Annotated in this window: 16 protein-coding genes; 9 read left to right on the forward strand and 7 right to left on the reverse strand. The window is 67.6% G+C overall.

The features are described from left to right. Window positions 1-64 precede the first annotated feature (64 nt). The 4 genes from K9D25_RS19905 to K9D25_RS24965 form a co-directional block, all read right to left on the reverse strand. Window positions 65-1,639, reverse strand: coding sequence for a tripartite tricarboxylate transporter permease (locus K9D25_RS19905; protein ID WP_244377689.1), 1,575 nt, complete (start codon window positions 1,637-1,639; stop codon window positions 65-67). A gap of 10 nt (window positions 1,640-1,649) precedes the next feature. Continuing rightward, window positions 1,650-2,150, reverse strand: coding sequence for a tripartite tricarboxylate transporter TctB family protein (locus K9D25_RS19910; protein ID WP_244377691.1), 501 nt, complete (start codon window positions 2,148-2,150; stop codon window positions 1,650-1,652). Window positions 2,151-2,228: 78 nt separating this feature from the next. Then, on the reverse strand, window positions 2,229-2,939 hold the full coding sequence (locus K9D25_RS19915) for a tripartite tricarboxylate transporter substrate-binding protein (protein ID WP_279613756.1): 711 nt from the start codon (window positions 2,937-2,939) through the stop codon (window positions 2,229-2,231). Beyond that, window positions 2,827-3,219, reverse strand: a complete 393-nt coding sequence (locus K9D25_RS24965) for a tripartite tricarboxylate transporter substrate-binding protein (RefSeq protein ID WP_279613758.1) — start codon at window positions 3,217-3,219, stop codon at window positions 2,827-2,829. Before K9D25_RS24965 ends, K9D25_RS19915 begins: the two co-directional genes overlap by 113 nt. 480 nt (window positions 3,220-3,699) lie before the next feature. Here K9D25_RS24965 and K9D25_RS19920 point away from each other — a divergent pair, with 480 nt between their 5' ends. Genes K9D25_RS19920 through K9D25_RS19945 form a run of 6 tightly spaced genes read left to right on the forward strand, consistent with a single transcriptional unit; the run spans window position 3,700 to window position 9,897 of the window. Further along, entirely contained in the window at window positions 3,700-4,800 is a 1,101-nt protein-coding gene (locus K9D25_RS19920; RefSeq protein WP_244377693.1) for an AbrB family transcriptional regulator, read from the forward strand. Continuing rightward, window positions 4,784-5,578: an SDR family oxidoreductase gene (locus K9D25_RS19925; protein WP_244377695.1), complete on the forward strand. Its 795-nt coding sequence runs from the start codon at window positions 4,784-4,786 to the stop codon at window positions 5,576-5,578. Before K9D25_RS19920 ends, K9D25_RS19925 begins: the two co-directional genes overlap by 17 nt. Before the next feature lie 11 nt (window positions 5,579-5,589). After that, window positions 5,590-6,957: an MmgE/PrpD family protein gene (locus K9D25_RS19930; protein ID WP_244377697.1), complete on the forward strand. Its 1,368-nt coding sequence runs from the start codon at window positions 5,590-5,592 to the stop codon at window positions 6,955-6,957. Between the two features lie 5 nt (window positions 6,958-6,962). Further along, entirely contained in the window at window positions 6,963-8,060 is a 1,098-nt protein-coding gene (locus tag K9D25_RS19935) for an isocitrate/isopropylmalate dehydrogenase family protein (protein ID WP_244377699.1), read from the forward strand. Further along, window positions 8,047-9,153, forward strand: a complete 1,107-nt coding sequence (locus K9D25_RS19940; RefSeq protein WP_244377701.1) for a tartrate dehydrogenase — start codon at window positions 8,047-8,049, stop codon at window positions 9,151-9,153. Before K9D25_RS19935 ends, K9D25_RS19940 begins: the two co-directional genes overlap by 14 nt. Before the next feature lie 42 nt (window positions 9,154-9,195). Then, window positions 9,196-9,897, forward strand: coding sequence for an FCD domain-containing protein (locus K9D25_RS19945; RefSeq protein ID WP_244377703.1), 702 nt, complete (start codon window positions 9,196-9,198; stop codon window positions 9,895-9,897). Window positions 9,898-10,094: 197 nt separating this feature from the next. Here the strand turns inward: K9D25_RS19945 and K9D25_RS19950 are convergent, their stop codons facing one another. Then, window positions 10,095-11,123, reverse strand: coding sequence for a PdxA family dehydrogenase (locus tag K9D25_RS19950; protein WP_244377705.1), 1,029 nt, complete (start codon window positions 11,121-11,123; stop codon window positions 10,095-10,097). Between the two features lie 4 nt (window positions 11,124-11,127). Beyond that, a complete protein-coding gene (locus K9D25_RS19955; RefSeq protein ID WP_244377707.1) occupies window positions 11,128-11,865 on the reverse strand; it encodes an FCD domain-containing protein in 738 nt (245 codons plus the stop codon). Between the two features lie 308 nt (window positions 11,866-12,173). On the opposite strand from K9D25_RS19955, the gene K9D25_RS19960 reads away from it, so the two are divergent. Next, a complete protein-coding gene (locus K9D25_RS19960; protein ID WP_244377709.1) occupies window positions 12,174-13,259 on the forward strand; it encodes a tartrate dehydrogenase in 1,086 nt (361 codons plus the stop codon). A gap of 26 nt (window positions 13,260-13,285) precedes the next feature. Further along, complete coding sequence (locus K9D25_RS19965) at window positions 13,286-14,713, forward strand: MmgE/PrpD family protein (RefSeq protein ID WP_244377711.1); 1,428 nt, start codon at window positions 13,286-13,288, stop codon at window positions 14,711-14,713. Between the two features lie 63 nt (window positions 14,714-14,776). On the opposite strand, the gene yghU is transcribed toward K9D25_RS19965, so the two are convergent. Beyond that, complete coding sequence (yghU, locus tag K9D25_RS19970; protein WP_244377713.1) at window positions 14,777-15,643, reverse strand: glutathione-dependent disulfide-bond oxidoreductase; 867 nt, start codon at window positions 15,641-15,643, stop codon at window positions 14,777-14,779. A 193-nt stretch (window positions 15,644-15,836) separates the two neighbouring features. Here yghU and K9D25_RS19975 point away from each other — a divergent pair, with 193 nt between their 5' ends. Beyond that, a complete protein-coding gene (locus K9D25_RS19975; protein WP_244377715.1) occupies window positions 15,837-17,600 on the forward strand; it encodes a chloride channel protein in 1,764 nt (587 codons plus the stop codon). The last annotated feature ends 2 nt before the right edge of the window (window positions 17,601-17,602 follow it).

Raw genomic sequence — 17,602 nt, forward strand, 5'->3', positions numbered from 1 at the left:
CCCACACAACGAAAAAGGGCGGGTTCGCACCCGCCCTTTCGGTCGTTCTGGAAAAGAGGGGATCTCAGCCCTTGCTTGGCGTCGTGTGCGCGGCGTGGGCGGCCGCCTCGTCGCGCAGCTTCTCCATGGCCAGCGCCTCCGCCGCTTCCGCCCGGTTCTGCTTGCGCTTGCCCCAGGCGGTCATGGCGAGAGAGGCGAACATCACAGCGAAGATCGCCATCGCCCCGGGCCGCTCCAGAATATAGAGCGGATTGCCGCCGGAGAGCTGGTAGGAGCGCAGGAACTCCGTCTCCAGCATGCGCCCGAGCAGAATGCCGACCACCACCGCCGAGACCGGGTATTGGTAGCGGTTGAGCGCATAGCCGAGCAGGGCGAAGACGAACAGCGTGATCGGGCCGGCCGCCTCGCCCGTCACCGCGAAGGTGCCGAGCGTGGCGATGACGAGGATCGCCGGCAGCACGTAGCGGGTGCGCACCTTCATGATGTTGGAGGCGACATAGATGAAGCCGATGCCCACTGCCAGCAGCACCACCGCCTGGACGATGTTGTTCAGGATGATGGCGTAGACCATCGGCTTCTGCGTCTCGATGAAGCTCGGGCCGGGCACGATGTTGTGCATCATGAAGGCCGCGATCAGGATCGCCGTCGCGCCGCCGCCGGGAATGCCGAGCGCCAGCATGGTGGCCATGGAGCCGCCCTCGCCGCTCGCCACCGCCGATTCCGCCGCGATCACGCCCTTGGGGTTGCCCTTGCCGAAGGTCGCGCTGTCCTTGGCGGTGCGCTTGGTCTCGGCATAGGCGATGAGATTGCCGATGGACGAGCCGACCCCCGGCACGGCGCCGATGATGATGCCGATGATCGAGCCGCGCAGCAGCACGCCGGGATACTTCATCGTGCCCCAGCAGCCCTTGAGGATCTTGCGCAGGCTGACCTCGCGCGAGCCCTCCGCCTCGATGATGTAATCGCGGCTGGCGAGGCTCAGCAGTTGGCTCGCCGCCAGCAGGCCGATCATCGCCGGGATCGGCGCGATGCCGTCGAGCAGCACCGGCAGGCCCATGGTGCCACGGGTGAAGCCGGCGGTGTTCATGCCCACCGTGCCGAGCAGGATGCCAAGCGCGGCGGCGAACAGGCCGCGGCTGATATAGGCCGAGCCGAGCGAGCCCAGCAGCATCATGCCCCAGATCGCCACCGCGAACATTTCCACCGGCCCGATGCGCAAGACGATATCCGCCAGCGGCTCGATGACGAGCAGCAGCAGCACATAGCCGGCGATGCCGCACAAAGTGGAGGCGAACAGCGCGTAGCCCAGCGCCTCATTGTGCTCGCCCTTCTGCGACATGGCATAGCCGTCGAAGGTGGTGGCGAAGGACGATGGGGAGCCCGGTATGTTCATCAGGATCGCCGGCACCGACCCGCCGAACCCCGCCCCGGTATAGACCGAGGTGAGGAAGACGATGGCCGAGAAGAAATCCATGTAGAGCGACATGGGCAGCACGATCGCCATGGCCATGGTGATCGAAATGCCGGGAATGGCGCTGAAGACGAGGCCGACGACCAGCCCGGGGACGATCCACCCCCAGGACCCGGCCGATGTGAACATGATGCCGAGCGCATCATTGAAGGCGGAAAAGTCGATCATCGCGCGCGCCTCACAGCAGGGTGGTCGGCATGGGATAGGAGATCAGGGCGCGGAAGCCGTAGATCGTGACCAGCGTCACCACGAGCGAGAAACCCAGCAGATGCAGCGGGCGCCGCTCGCCGCAGATCGCCATCGCCGCAGCCGCGAACAGGAAGATCGCGATGTCGTAGCCGATCACGTCCAGCAGGAAGACCATCAGACCCAGCGACAGGCCGAGCGCGGCCATGCGGATCACATCCGCGCGGTCCGTGGAGAGCTTGACCGCGAAGGGATCCGCCTCGTCCACCGGCTTCTCCGCCGCGCGCGCCTCCACCTTGTGGAAGCATTGCGGGAGGATGAACAGGTACAGCGCCAGTGCGAAGATCGCCACCGGCTGCACGAGCAGAAGATTGTTGATGCTGAGCGAGACGCTGCGCGCGTCGAGAAGATACCAGAAGACCGCCGCCGCGATCAGCGTGATGAGTGCCAGATGGCCGTAGTCGATGGCGTAAGTCTGCCGACCGATACGCATCTTACTCTCCCTTCGTCAGAGGAGTGGGAGCGGGGCGGGCCGGAATGCTCTTCCGCCCGCCCCATGCGGTGCGGCGGCCTACTTCAGCAGGTCGACGTATTTCGCCATCTTGGCGGCGTTGTCGAGATAGGCCTTGTTGGAGGCCTCGGGGCCATACCAGGTGGTGGCCAGTTCCTGCAGCTTCAGCGTCTCGATCGCCTTCGGGTTCTTGCTCGCCTTCTCGGTCGCTGCCACGAGGATCTTGAAGATCTCCGGCTGTTCCTTCGTCAGCTTGGTGGAGACGGCCCAGCCGCGCTGCGAGCCTTCGACGAAGTCGGTCTTCAGCGTCGCGCCGATCAGCGGCGCATCGGGGAACCAGTCCACCTTCTCGGCGGCGAAGATGGCGAGCGGACGGATCTTCGATTTCAGCGGCAGGAAGCCCTCGCCGCCGACGAAGCCGACATCGACCTGCGCGCCCGCGGTGGCATTGCGGGCGGGGCCGCCGCCATCATAGGTGACGATGCGCAGCTTGGAGGGGTCGATACCCGCCGCCTGGAAGGCCAGCACCATGTTGGCATAGTCCGCCGAGGCGGGCTGCACGCCGATGCTGAGGCTGGACGGGTCCTTCTTCAGTTTCTCGATCACCTCGGCGAAAGTCTTCACCGGCCCGCCGGAGGAGGTCGCCGCCAGCGTGTAGTCACGCGACGGCAGGTTGATCATGGTGAAGTCTTCCACCTTGTACGGCGCGTTCTGCAGCAGCACGGTCAGCGGAATATAGGGCGCGGCCGAGGTGCACAGGATGGTAGCCATCGGCCGGCTGGTTCAGCGCATAGGAATTGCCAAGCTGCGTGCCGGCGCCGGGCTTGTTGACGATGACGAGCGGCTGGCCGAGTTCCTGCTCCAGATAGGGCATGAAGGCGCGGGACAGGCGGTCATTATAGCCGCCGGTGGCGAAGGGCACGATCACGTTGATCGGACGCGAGGGATAGGTCGCGGCGCGCAGGATGGACGGCATGGCGACCATGCCGGAGGCGACGGCAACACCGCCGGCCGAAATCTTGATCAGGTCTCTGCGTGTGAAATGGGTCATGTTTTCCTCCCGCCGTTCCATCTGGATGCGTTCGGCCGGCGAGCCATGAGCGGGCCGACCCGTGTGGATTAGGCGGGGGAAGACTGTCCCGCCTCCCGTCAACTGTCAACAGATTTGCAGTGAACTTTCCTTTCCCTGCCTGGCCACGAGGGGCGCGCACTTCGGCACGGGCCGGCGTTCTACGGTAGCATGGCGCCCCTGTACCCTTGAAAACGCTGGGGAGCGCAGCCTGGGCGTTGTCATCGCCGCCCCATTGCGATGGGAGACCGTGAGGCACATCTGTTGACAGTTTTCATTCTCAGTGTCTCTATCGGCCCATGCCCTGCCGACGGCCCGCGCCGCTGCGAGACAGGCGTCAATAACCGCCGCGCCTAACTGGGAGGCCGCCATGTCCGAATGCCCGCGCCAGAGCCGGAAGGCGGCCTCCCCCCTCGCCCGAATCATCCCGACCGGCTGCACGCGGCCCGCCGGGCGCAGCTGATGGCAGCCGATTCCAAAGCACCCGCGCCGAGCCCTCGTGCCCCGTGGCACGTCGCCGGGCTACGGCTGATCGGCACCTATGCGCTCGCCGCCGCGGCGGGCTATGCCGCCTCGCTCCTTCACATCCCCCTGCCCTGGATGCTCGGCCCGCTCTTCGTCTGCGGCCTGCTGAACGTCTCCGGCGTGCCCTTGCAGGCCGGGTGGCATCTGCGCGAGATCGGGCAGGTCATTGTCGGCCTCGCCATCGGCATGCGCTTCACCCCGCATCTGCTGCTGGTGTCGCTGGAGCTGCTGCCCGCGATGCTGGTGGCGACGCTCTACATCATCCTCGCCACCTTCATCGGCGCGCTCATCATGCGGCCGCTGGCGCGCATCGACGCCACCACCGCCTTCTTCGCCACCGCCGCCGGCGGCATGGCCGACATGGCGGTGGTGGCGGCGGCGCGGGGCGGCGACACCAACGCCGTCTCCATCGTCCACGCGCTGCGGGTGACCACGGTGGTCAGCATCGTGCCGTTCATGGTGTTCGCCTTCGGCGAGGCCGGCAACGTCAACACGGCCGATCCCGCTGCCTCGCACGATCTACTGTTGCTCGGCCTCGCGCTTGTCATCGCCTATCTCGGCGCGCAGGCGCTGCGCCCAACGGTCATCCCGAATCCGTGGCTGCTTGGCTCGCTGCTGCCGAGCGCGGCGCTGGGCGCCTCCGGCCTGCTCAATGTCGCGGTGCCCGGCATCCTCATCATCGCCGCGCAGATCATGATCGGGGTGTGGCTGAGCATGCGCTTCCGGCGCGACCTGTTCGTGCGCCTGCCGCGCGTCGCCGCCTCCGGCCTGCTGATCGGCGTGCTGCTGATCGCCGCCGCCGCCGTCGGGGCAGAAGCGCTGTCACTGGCCACCGGCCTGCCGCTCACCACCAGCTTCCTCGCCCTCGCCCCGGCGGCGATCACCGAAATGGTGCTCACCGCCAAGGCGATGCACGCCGATGCCGAGCTGGTGACCGCCTTTCACATCGTCCGCATCGCGGTGATCTCGTCGACCATCCTGATCGTCTTCCGCATCTACCGCTTCGTGCTGAGGAGCCATTATGAATCTGGGGTTTGACGGCCGCCGCGCCGTCATCGTCGGCGGCAGCTACGGCATTGGCGAGGCCACCGCCGCGATCCTGCTGCGCGAGGGAGCGCAGGTGATCATCGCCTCGCGCAGCCGCGACAATCTCGACGCCGCCCGCGCCCGGCTGGAGACCGCCACCGGCCGCGCGCCCGACGTGTTCGTCGCCGATGTGGTGAAGGACGGTGCCGCCGCCGAGGCGCTGATGGCCGAGGCGCGCCGCCGCTGGGGCGCGCTCGATATCCTCGTCAGCGCGGTCGGCGGCAGCGTGCGGGCAGATTTCGACACGCTGAGCGATGCCGACTGGCTCGCCAGCTACGAATTCAACGTGCTCTCCACTGTCCGCTCTGTGCGCGCCGCTCTCCCCCTGCTCATCGCGGGCGACGCGCCGGCCGTGGTGACGCTGGGCGCGGCGGCGGCGAAGATGCCCTATGCCCACCAGATCATGACCAATGTCCACAAGGCCGGGCTGCTCGGCCTCGTGAAGACGCTGGCGCTCGAACTCGGCGAGAAGGGCATCCGCATCAACGCGGTCGGGCCGGGCCGCACCAAAACCGCGCTGTGGATCAACCGCGCCACCAAAATGGCTGCCGAGCGCGGCGTGCCGGTGGACGAGATCTACGCGGAATTCGCGGAAGAAATCCCGCTGAAACGCTTCGCCGAGCCGGACGAGATCGCGGTCATGGTCGCGTGGCTCGCCAGCCCGCTCGCCAGCTACATCACCGGCCAATCCATCAATGTCGACGGCGGCATCGCGCGCGGCCTCGTTTAAAGGAGAACAGAATGTCCCACAAAGACGTCACCCGCCAGCTCGCCGCCTGGATCGTCGGCTGCAAGCTCGCCGACATTCCCGCCTCGGTTCAGGCCGAGGGCGTGCGCACCTTCTTCAACTGGATGGGCTGCGCCGTCGGCGGCGCCCGCCACGAGACGGTGGACCGCGCGCTCGCCGGAATCTCGCCCTTCGCCGGCAAGCCGCAGGCGACCGTGATCGGGCGCGGCGAGCGGCTGGACGTGCCGAACGCGGCGCTGATCAACGGCATCTCCTCGCATGTGCTCGACTATGACGACACCCATCTGAAGACCATCATCCACCCCGCCGGCCCGGTCGCCTCCGCTTTGCTGGCGGCGGCGGAATATCACCCAATGACCGGCGCGGACTTCCTCAACGCGCTGATCGTCGGCGTGGAAGTGGAGTGCCGGATCGGCAACAGCGTCTATCCCGCCCATTACGATCGCGGCTGGCACATCACCGGCACGACCGGCGTGTTCGGCGCCGCCGCCGCCGTCGGCCACATGCTGAAGCTCGACGCCACCCAGATGACCTGGGCGCTCGGCATCGCCGCGACGCAGGCCTCGGGACTGCGCGAAATGTTCGGCACCATGTGCAAGAGCTTGCATCCCGGCGCAGCCGCCCGCAACGGCGCGCTCGCCGCCTTCCTCGCCAAGGCCGGCTTCGACAGTTCGCTGCAGGCGATCGAGGCGCCGCGCGGCTTCGCCAATGTGCTCTCCACCAAGCAGGATTATAACGAGATCCTCGGCGGGCTGGGCGAGACCTGGGAAGCGGGCCTCAACTCCTACAAGCCCTTCGCCTGCGGCATCGTCATCCACCCCACCATCGACGGCTGCCAGCAGCTGCGCGAGGAGCTGGGCGACGCAGTGAACCAGATCGCCGCCGTGCGCCTGCGCACCCATCCGCTGGTGCTGGAACTCACCGGCAAGCGCACGCCGAAGACCGGGCTGGAGACCAAGTTCAGTGTCTTCCACGCCGCCGCCTGCGCCCTGCTGCGCGGCGATGGTTCGCCCACCGCCTTCACCGACGAGGCGGCCAACGCGCCGGATATCATCGCCCTGCGCGACAAGGTGGACGCCACCTCCGACACCGCCATCCACGAGGCCTCCGTGGTGATCGAGGTGGAGTTCAATGACGGCCGCACGATCGAGAAGACCATCGACCGCGCCATCGGCAGCCACGACAAGCCGCTGAGCAACGAGCACCTCGCGCGCAAATTCGCCCACCAGTCGGCGCTGGTCGTCGGCGACGAGGTGACGGAACGGCTCATGGCGCTGTGCTGGCGCCTGCCGGAGCTGACCGATGCCGGCGAGATCGCCCGCGCCTCGGTGCCGGCCGGCCTGCGCGACGCGGCGGAGTGAGCGCGGTGACGACACACGCCCCTCTGCGCATCGGCGTTCTCAATGGCGACGATATCGGCCATGAGATCGTCCCCGCCGCCCACGCCATCGCCGATGCGGCGGCGCGGGCGAGCGGCCTCGCCATTGACTGGCGCCCCATGCCGCTCGGCCGCAAGGCGCTGGACGAGCTGGGCCACACCATGCCGCCGGGCACGCTGGAGACGCTCGGCACGCTCGACGGCTTCATCCTCGGGCCCATCGGACATCAGGCCTATCCCAAGGTGCCGGAGGCGATCAACCCGCACCCGATCCTGCGCAAGAGCTTCGATCTGTTCGCCAATGTGCGCCCCACCCGCTCCTATCCCGGGCTCGGCTGCCTCTATGACGACATCGACCTCGTCATCGTGCGCGAGAACAATGAGGGCTTCCAGCCGGACCGCAACGTGGTGGCCGGCTCGGGCGAGTTCCGCCCGACGCACGACACCACCATCTCGGTGCGCGTCATCACCCGCGAGGGCAGCCGCAAGGTCGCCCGCGCCGCCTTCGAGATCGCCCGCGCCCGCAAGAAGCGGCTCACCGTGGTGCACAAGAACACGGTGTTCAAGCTCGGCTGCGGCATGTTCGTGGAAGAGTGCTACGAGGCCGGCAAGGAATTCCCCGATGTCGCCATCGAGGAAGTCATCGTCGACACCTTCGCCATGAAGCTGGTGCGCGAGCCGCAGCGCTTCGACGTCGTCGTCACGACAAACATGTTCGGTGACATCCTCACCGACGAGGCGGCCGGCCTCGTCGGCGGGCTCGGCATGGCGCCGGGCCTGTGTATCGGGCGCGGCGAGATCGCCATGGCGCAGGCCACCCACGGCTCGGCGCCCGATATCGCCGGCAAGGGGCTGGCCAACCCCTATGCAATGATCGAATCCACCCGCATGCTCATCGAATGGCTCGGCCGCCGGCGCGGCATTCCCGCCGCCGCCGAGGCCAGCGCGCGGATGAAGGCGGCGATCGAGGCCGCGCTCGCCGATCCCGCCACCCGCACCCCCGACATTCGCGGCACCGGCACCCAGGCCGACATGACCCGCGCCATTCTTTCCCATCTGGAGACCCGCACCCATGCGCCGGCATAAAATCGCGCTCATTCCCGGAGACGGCATCGGCTCCGACGTCATCAACGCCGGCCGCGAGGTGCTGGACGCGCTGGCCGCCAGCGATGGCGGCTTCGGCTTCGATTTCGAGAGCTTCGACTGGGGCTCCGACCGCTACCGCCGCACCGGCACGATGATGCCGGAAGACGGCGTCGACACGCTGCGCGGCTTCGACGCCATCTATTTCGGCGCGGTCGGCGACCCGAAGATTCCCGACCACATCACCCTGTGGGAACTGCGCCTCGCCATCTGCCAGGGGCTCGACCAATACGCCAATGTCCGCCCCTCGCGCCTCCTGCCGAACATCACCGGCCCGCTGCGGCCGGAACTCGGCAAGGACATCGACTGGGTAATCGTGCGCGAGAACAGCGAGGGCGAATATGCCGGCGCGGGGGGTCGGGCGCATCGCGGCCTGCCGATCGAGGTCGGCATCGATGTGTCGGTGTTCACCCGCACCGGCATCGAGCGCGTCTGCCGCTTTGCCTGCGAGCTCGCCATGTCGCGCCCGCGCAAAAAGCTCACCATCGTCACCAAGTCCAATGCCCAGCGTCACGGCATGGTGCTGTGGGACGAGGTGTGCAAGGGCGTCATCAAGGACTTCCCCGAACTCGATGTCGACTGGATGCTGGTCGACGCCATGACCATGCGCCTCGTTCTGCGGCCGGGCACGGTGGACACGGTGCTCGCCACCAATCTGCATGCCGATGTGCTCTCCGACCTCGCCTCGGCGCTGAGCGGCAGCCTCGGCATCGGCGCCACCGCGAACCTCGCGCCGGACCGTTCCACCCCTTCCATGTTCGAGCCGATCCACGGCTCCGGCTTCGACCTGATCGGCAAGGGCATCGCCAACCCGATCGGCTCCTTCTGGAGCGCGGTGATGATGCTGGAACATCTCGGCGAGACCGCCGCCGCCGCGCGGCTGATGGCGGCGATCGAGACCGTGACGGCGGAGGGCACCACGCTGACACACGATCTCGGCGGAACGGCGGGCACGGCCCAAGTGACGGCGGCGGTGATCACTAGCCTTCAACGTCAAAGTGTCGCAGAAGCCGGCACAACCCGGAGCGTGGCGTAAAATCTGGAAGCGTTCCAGCGCCGAATTGTTTACAATCGACGGATGAGCATCATCAGCGATTCCGCGCCCCTCAGCGATCTGTCAGTTGTGAAGAGCGTCTCGCTCACGAGCGCGCTCGAGAAGGAACTCGAGCGCCTCATTCTCACGGGCGAGCTGGAGCCGGGGGTTCGGATCAACGAGATCCACCTTTCGAACCGCTTCGGCACCAGCCGCGGCCCGATCCGCGAGGCCACCCGCAGCCTGGAGGCCAAGGGCTTGGTCGAAGTCGTCCGCAATCGCGGTGTCTTCGTCCGGCGCCTCTCCGTCGAGGATGCGGTGGAAATCTACGATGTGCGTGCCGCGCTGTTCGGCCAGGCCGGGCGGCTCTTGGCCGAGCGCATGACCGACGGACTGCTGGCCGAGCTGACCCGTATGGTCGACGAGATGGACGCGGTCGCCGAGCGCGGCAGCTTCGACGACTACTACCCGCTCAATCTCGGCTTTCACAATCTCATCGTCGGCTCCTGCGGCAACCGCACGCTGCAGGCGGAGTACCACCGCTTCGTCAACAAGCTGCACCTGTTCCGCGCCCGCGCGCTGGTGCAGGGCGGCGGCCTCGCCGTTTCCAATCGCGAGCACCGGGCGATGCTGGAAGCGCTGGCCTCCGGCGATGGCGACCGGGCGCAGATGACGCATTGGCGGCATGTGGCGCTGGCCAAGCGCCGGCTCATCGCCGCCGTCGACGGCCCGGCGCGGCACGACTGAGTCGGCTTTTTCGAGCGCCGAGTCCTCAACGCGACCCACTTCCGGAACAACGTCATCCTGAGGTGCCCGGCGTTTCGCCGGGCCTCGAAGGATGTTGAAGCAGCCCGCCCGATGAGCATCCTTCGAGGCTCGGGCTGCGCCCGAGCACCTCAGGATGACGTCGCACTGGGCGAGGTCGCCCCATGTCCGTCGCGCCCTCACGCAGCGGCGGCGCGGGCCTCGATCTTGCGCGCGGCTACCCGGGCGGCGAGGCGGACGGCGGACTGGAACGCGCCGATATCGGCGACGCCCTTGCCGACAATGTCGAAGGCCGTGCCATGCGCCGGGGTGGTGAACACCACCTCCAGCCCGGCGGTGATGGTCACGCCCTTGTTGAAGCCCTTCAGCTTGGTCGCGATCTGGCCCTGATCGTGATACATCGCCAGCACGCTGTCATAGGCGCCGGCAAAAGCCTTGAGATAAACCGTGTCGGACGGGAACGGCCCCTCGCAGGCGATGCCCTCCTTCGCCATCGCCTCCACCGCCGGGCGGATGAAGTCGATTTCCTCGGTGCCGAACAGACCGCCCTCGCCGCCATGCGGGTTGAGCGCGGCCACCGCGATGCGCGGGCGGGCAATGCCGGCCTTGCGCATGGTCTCGTCCGCCAGTCGCAGCGCGCCGCAGATGCTGTCATAGGTCACCTGGTCCAGCGCCGTGCGCAGCGAGACATGCGAGGTGACGCGGGTCATCCACTGCCCTTCCAGCACGTTCATCTCGCTGAACGGGCCCTTATGGTCGAGCAGATGCGCGAACATCTTGTGTTCGTCCGGGAAGCGCCAGCCGCCTTTGAACATGGCCTGCTTGTTCAGCGGGGCGAAGCAGACGCCATCGACCTCGCCGGCCTTGGCGAAGTCGATGGCGCGGGACAGCGTGTCGCCGGTCAGCCGGCCGGACTCGGGGTTGGCGATGCCGAGCGGGAACAGGTCGGGGTCGGTATTGCCGAGATCGACCATGGGAATGCCGGGCGCGCTCCAGTCCACCGCGCCGGGCGAGGCGTAGCGCACCAGGTCAAGGCTGACCCCGGCATGGCGCGCGCCCATGTCCAGCACACGCGCATCGCCCACCACGACGATCCGCGCCACATCGTCGAAGCCGCCCTCGCTCAGCAGGCGCGCGGTCTGTTCCGGGCCGATGCCGGTGCAATCGCCGGGGGTGAGGGCGAGAATGGGAAGCGGGTGCGCGGTCATGGAACTACCTGTCCTTGGGGCGTGACTGTCGGGGATCGAGCGGGCCGGGTCGCGCCTCGGTGGCGCTGTCGTCTTCCAGCGTGCGCAGGAAGCGCGCCTTGCCGGCGAGGATGTGCCGCTCCAGCAGCCGGGCCGCGCCGGTGCCGTCGCTCTGGCGCAGCGCCTCGAAAATGGCTTTGTGCTCGTCATTGGAGGTGCGCATTGAGCCGGGCAGCACCAGCCCGCGCCGGCGGAACAGATGCAGTTCCGCTTCCAGCAGCGGGTAGAGCTCGATCAGCTTGTCATTGTCGGAAGCGAGCACGACCTGGCGGTGGAACTCGTTGTTCAGCGTGTAGAAGGTGGCGATGTCGGGTGCCTCGATCGCCGCGTCCATCTGCGCGATCAGCTCCGCCATCTCACGCAGCTGCACCGTGGTGATGATGGCGGCCGCCAACCGCCCGGCCGTGCCGAACAGGCCGGCGCGGATGTCGTAGAGGTCGAGTGCCTCCTTGGTGGAGACCTCGCGCACGAAGAAGCCGCGATTGAGTTCGCTGCGCAGCAGGCCGATCTGCTCCAGCGCCCGGCACGCCTCGCGCACCGGACCCCGGCTGATGCCGAGCCGCAGCGCCAGCGTGCTTTCATTGATGCGCGTGCCGCCGGTGAGTTCGCCAGTGCCGATCATCCGCTCGATCTCGCGCTGGATCAGCGGCACGAAGGAGGCGGTGCGGGGCGTGCGCGGGGGAGGAGCGACCGGGCGGAGCATGGCGCCATTTCGTCGCCAAAATCGCTGATTGTCAACAATGATGATTGAAATGACAGGGATAGCCCGACAGATGGCGCCCCGCGTCTTGCCGCAGGGGAAGCGTAAATCAGTCGGACATTTTACACTTAAGTATCTGTTATAATTTTATTTTCTTTGAAACTGGCAACCACGCGCCTCCCAGATCGCCGCCAGGAGACAATCGGGCGCGCCGGAAAAATTGTTGACAGTTGTCGGTCCGTTGAACACTGTCCTGCCGCACACGTCGCGGTGCCGCCGCCGAAATCCCGCCTGATCTCCAAGGAGTTTCCATGACGACCTATTCCATAGCGGTCATTCCCGGCGACGGGATCGGCAATGAGGTGGTGCCGGAGGCGCAGCGCGTTCTGGAGGCGGCGAGCCGCATTGGCGGCTTCTCCTTCGACTGGACCCATTACGACTGGAGCTGCGAGCGCTTCGCCAAGACCGGGGCGATGATGCCCGCCGATGGCTTGCAGCAAATCCGCCACAAGGACGCGATCTTCCTCGGCGCCGTCGGCTTTCCCGGCGTGCCGGATCATGTCTCGCTCTGGGGCCTGCTGATCCCGATCCGCCGCAGCTTCCACCAATATGTGAATCTGCGGCCGGTGAAGCTGCTCGCCGGCGTCGAAAGCCCGCTGAAGGGCCGCGAGGCCGGCTCGATCGACTTCTATGTCGTGCGCGAGAACAATGAGGGCGAGTATTCCTCCATTGGCGGCCGGCTCTATGAGGGGCTGGAGGACGAGCTGGTGATGCAGCAGTCCATCTTCACCCGCCGTGGCTGCGACCGGGTGATGCGCTACGCCTTCGAGCTGGCCAAGGGCCGCAAGCAGCACGTCACCTCGGCCACCAAGTCGAACGGCATAAGCCACACCATGCCGTATTGGGACGAGCGCTTCGCCGCGATCTCGAAGGAATATCCCGGCTTCACCACCGACCAGTTCCACATCGACATTCTCACCGCGCATTTCGTCCGCAATCCGGACTGGTTCGACGTAGTGGTCGCCTCCAACCTGTTCGGCGACATCCTGTCCGATCTCGGCCCGGCGGTGGTGGGCTCCATCGGCATCGCGCCCGGCGGCAACATCAATCCCGAGAAGGACTACCCCTCCATGTTCGAGCCGGTGCACGGCTCGGCGCCGGATATCGCCGGCAAGGGCGTGGCCAACCCCATCGGCCAGATTTGGTCGGGAGCCATGATGCTGCGCCATCTCGGCGAGGAAGCCACCGCCGCCGCCATCGAAAAGGCGATCGAGGATGTGCTCGCCCGCCGCGACAGCCTCACCCGCGACCTCGGCGGCACCGCCGGCACGCGCGAACTCACCGACGCCATCATCGGTGCCCTGCCTTCCGTCGCCGCCCGTGCCCCGGCCGCCTGACGCTCGACATAAAGAGGAAACGCCCCATGACGCTGCACCAGACCAACCCCGCCCAGGCCCAGCCCATCGTCGAGGGCCTGACCCAGGACGTGGCCGAATTCGTCGTCGGCACCTCCTATGCCGATCTGCCGGCCGAGGTGGTCGAACTCGGCAAGAAGTCGATCCTTGATGGCATCGGCCTCGCCCTCTCCGGCTCGGTGGCGAAAAGCGGCGAGCACATTCAGGCCTATCTCAAGGGCCTCGGCATCCAGGAAGGGCCGGCAACCGTCATCGGCACCTCGCTCAAGGTGCCGCCGCGCTTCGCTGCCTTCGCCAATGGCGTCGGCATCCATGCCGATGATTATGACGACACCCAGCTCGCCGTCGCCAAGGACCGGGTCTATGGCCTGCTCACCCACCCGACCGCGCCGGCCCTGCCGGCCGCGCTCGCTGTGGCGGAAGCCGCCGGCACCTCCGGCACGGAGATGATGCTGGCCTATCACCTCGGCGTCGAGGTGGAGTGCAAGATCGCCGAGGCGATCAACCCGCGCCATTACCAGCACGGCTTCCACGCCACCGCGACGTGCGGCACCTATGCCGCCGCCGCCGCCGCCGGCAAGCTGAAGGGGCTGAATGTCGAGCAGATGGTGCGCGCCTTCGGCTGCGCCGGAAGCCAGTCGGCCGGGCTGCGGGAGAATTTCGGCACCATGATGAAGCCGTTCCACGCCGGCCGTTCCTCGGAGAGCGGCGTGGTGGCGGCCGATTTCGCCGCGCTGGGCTGGACCACCACTGACAAGATCCTGGAAGCGCCGCGCGGCTTCTTCCAGGCGGCGGGCGGCGGCTTCGACCCCAGCGCCATCGTCGGCAAGCTCGGCCAGCCCTGGACCTTCGCCTCGCCCGGCGTCTCCATCAAGCCGCATCCGTCGGGCTCGCTCACCCATCCCGGCATGACCAAGATGCTGGAGCTGATCCGCACCCATTCCATCAAGGCCGAGGATGTGGAGCGCGTGGATGTCGGCACCAACCAGAACATGCCGAACGCGCTGATCCATCACCGCCCGAAGAACGAGCTTCAGGCCAAGTTCTCCATGGAATTCTGCATGGCCATCCTGCTGCTCGACGGGCGCGGCAGCCTGCCCGAATTCACCGACGAGACGGTGGAGCGCGAGGATGTGAAGGCGATGATCGAGCGGGTGAACTTCCATGTCCACCCGGAGGCGGAAGCCGCCGGCTACGACAAGATGACCACCATCATCGACATCCACCTGAAGGACGGGCGCACCATCTCCGGCCGGTCCGATTTCGGCAAAGGCAGCCCGGCCAACCCGATGACCTATGACGAAGCCGCCGACAAGTTCCGCGGCTGCGCCGAATTCGCCAAATGGGACAAGGCGAAGACCGAATCCATCGTCGAGACGGTGCGCCGGCTGGAGCAGCTGCGCGATATCCGCGAGCTCACGCGCCTCTGCGCCTGACGCCGCCCCGTCGCGAGGAAGGGCGCCCCCTGCCCCGGGGCGCCCTTTTTCATGCCCGCGCCGTCAGCCCTCCAGCTTGTCCTGCGTCCGCGTGTCGAAATCGCCGGCGTCGTGGCGCTCGCGCAGCTGTTCGTGCGGTTCGCCGGTCATGCGGTTGACCATGCGCCCGCGCTTCACCGCCTGCCGGGCGAACAGCTCATCCGCCCAGCGCAGGACGTTGGTGTATTCGTGCCCGGAGAGGAAGGTGCCGGCATCGCCATAGGTCCAGCCCTTCACCAGTGCGCCATACCAGGGCAGCACCGCCATATCGGCGATGGTGTAGTCGTCGCCGGCGAGATAGCGGGTCTCGGCCAGCCGCCGGTCCAGCACGTCGAGCTGGCGCTTGGCTTCCATGGCGTAGCGGTCGATGGCGTATTCGATCTTCACCGGCGCATAGGCGTAGAAATGGCCGAAGCCGCCGCCGAGAAACGGCGCGCTGCCCATCTGCCAGAACAGCCAGGACAGGCATTCGGCACGCTTGGCCGGCTCGGTCGGCAGGAAGGCCCCGAACTTCTCCGCGAGGTGCAGCAGGATGGCGCCGGATTCGAACACCCGGATCGGTGTCTCGCCCGAGCGGTCCATCAGCGCGGGGATTTTCGAGTTCGGGTTGACCTCGACAAAGCCGGAACCGAACTGCTCGCCCTCGCCGATCTTGATCAGCCAGGCGTCGTATTCCGCCCCGGTGTGGCCGGCGGCGAGCAGTTCCTCGAACAGGATCGTCACCTTCTGCCCGTTCGGCGTGGCGAGCGAATAGAGCTGGAACGGGTGCGTGCCCACCGGCAGCGCCTTCTCATGCGTCGCCCCGGCGATCGGGCGGTTGATGTTGGCGAAGGCGCCGCCACTGGCCTTGTTCCAGACCCAGACCTTGGGCGGCGTGTAAGTGTCGGACATACGGGGTTCTCCATGCGCGGCGGCCGGCCCGCAGGCGGCGCCGAATCCGTGGGACATCGGGCGTGACTTTAGCCCGCCCGGCGGCGCGGTCATCCCCACAGCCATCACATCGCGGCGACGCGACCCAAGGTCAGGCGTTGCGCGTGGCCGCGTCCTTGCCTAGTCAGGCATCAGGGATTTGGGCGAGCGGGACTTGACCTCCGACAACACCTCCAGCGAGGACGGAATGCCCCGGGGCCTGCGCCGGCTGGTGCGGGCGAGCGAACTCGGCATCGTTGCGCTCGCTGCGCTGGTCGGCGTCGCCGCCGGGCTGGTCGTCATCGCCATGAACATGGCCTTGCAGGGATTGCACGAACTGCTGTTCCGCATCCCCACCGCCACCCATCTCTCGACCACGGCCGGCGTCCCCGCCCTCCTGCTGCTGCTCGTGCCCACGCTCGGCGGTCTCGCCTTCGGCCTGTGCGTGCGGGCCCTTCTGCGCACGCGCGCCAGCCCGCCGGTCGATCCCATCGAAGCCAATGCCCTGCATGGCGGGCGCATGTCGCCGGGCGACAGCCTCATTGTCGCGCTGCAGACGCTGTTCTCCAGCGGGGTCGGCGCCTCCGTGGGGCTGGAGGCCGGCTATACCCAGGCGGCGGCCGGGCTCGCCTCCTGGTTCGGCCGGGTGTTTCATGTCCGGCGCGGGGATCTGCGGCTGCTTGTCGGCTGCGGCGCCGGCGCGGCCATCGGTGCGGCCTTCGACGCGCCGCTGATGGGTGCGTTCTATGGCTTCGAGCTGGTGCTCGGCACCTATGCCATCCCCGCCTTCGTGCCGATGATGACGGCGACCTTCGCCGCCTCCCTCACCCAGCAGCTGCTCGCGCCGCCGCACCACACGCCGCTGCCCACACTGACCGCCCCGCACTTGTCCGATCTGCCGTCGGTGCTGCTGCTCGGCTTCTTCTGCGCGCTGGTCGGCATCGCGGTCATGCGCGGGGCGACGCTGGTGGAAGCGGGCTTTCGCCGCTCCGCTTTGCCCGCCTGGCTGCGTCCGGCGGTGAGTGGGCTCCTCGTCGGCGCGCTCGCTTTGTGGAACCCGGCGGTGCTCTCGGCCGGGCATGGCGCGGTCTATCATTTCCTCGCCACCGACACCGGGCTCACCTTGGCGGCGCTGCTCTTGGTGGCGAAGGTCACGGCCTCCTCCGTCTCCATCGGCGCCGGCTTTCGCGGCGGCCTGTTCTTCGCCTCGCTGCTGATGGGGGTGATGGCGGGACGCGTGTTCGCCGGCGGCATGAGCCTGATCCTGCCCGATGTCGTCACCGCCCACGCCTTCTACGCGCTGATCGGCATGAGCGCGCTCGCCGTCGCCGTGGTCGGCGGGCCGATGACCATGACGCTGCTGGCGCTGGAAATGACCGGCAATCTGCAATTGACCCTGTCGGTGCTGGCGGCGGCCGGCACCGCCTCGCTGGCGACGCGGCTGCTGTTCGGCTTCTCCTTCGCCACATGGCGCTTCCATCTGCGCGGCGAGAATATTCGCGGCGCGCATGATGTCGGCTGGTTGCGCGAGCTTACCGTCGCCACGCTGATGCGCCGGGAGGTGCCGCTCATCGAGGTCGACACCCCGCTGATGGAAGCCCGCCGGCGCTACCCGCCCGGCGCCGCCGCCGCTCTCGTCGCCACCGCGAATGGCCGCTATGCCGGCATGATCGCGCCCGCCGCGCTGTTCGAGCCGGTGGAGGACGACGCGCCCGCGAGCCTGCGCCCCCTGCTGCGCCATACCGACACCGCGCTGCGCCCGACCGCCACGCTGCGCGAGGCGCTGGACCTGTTCGAGCGCAGCGAGGCCGACGCGCTGGCCGTCACCCTGCCCGACGGCACGGTGGCCGGCGTGCTCAGCGAGGCGCAGGCGGTGAAGCGCTACAGCGACGAGATGCGCCGGCGGCTCAGTGAGGTCACGGGCGAGAAATTCGACTGAAC

The organism is Ancylobacter polymorphus (assembly GCF_022836935.1).
Lineage (GTDB): Bacteria > Pseudomonadota > Alphaproteobacteria > Rhizobiales > Xanthobacteraceae > Ancylobacter > Ancylobacter polymorphus_A.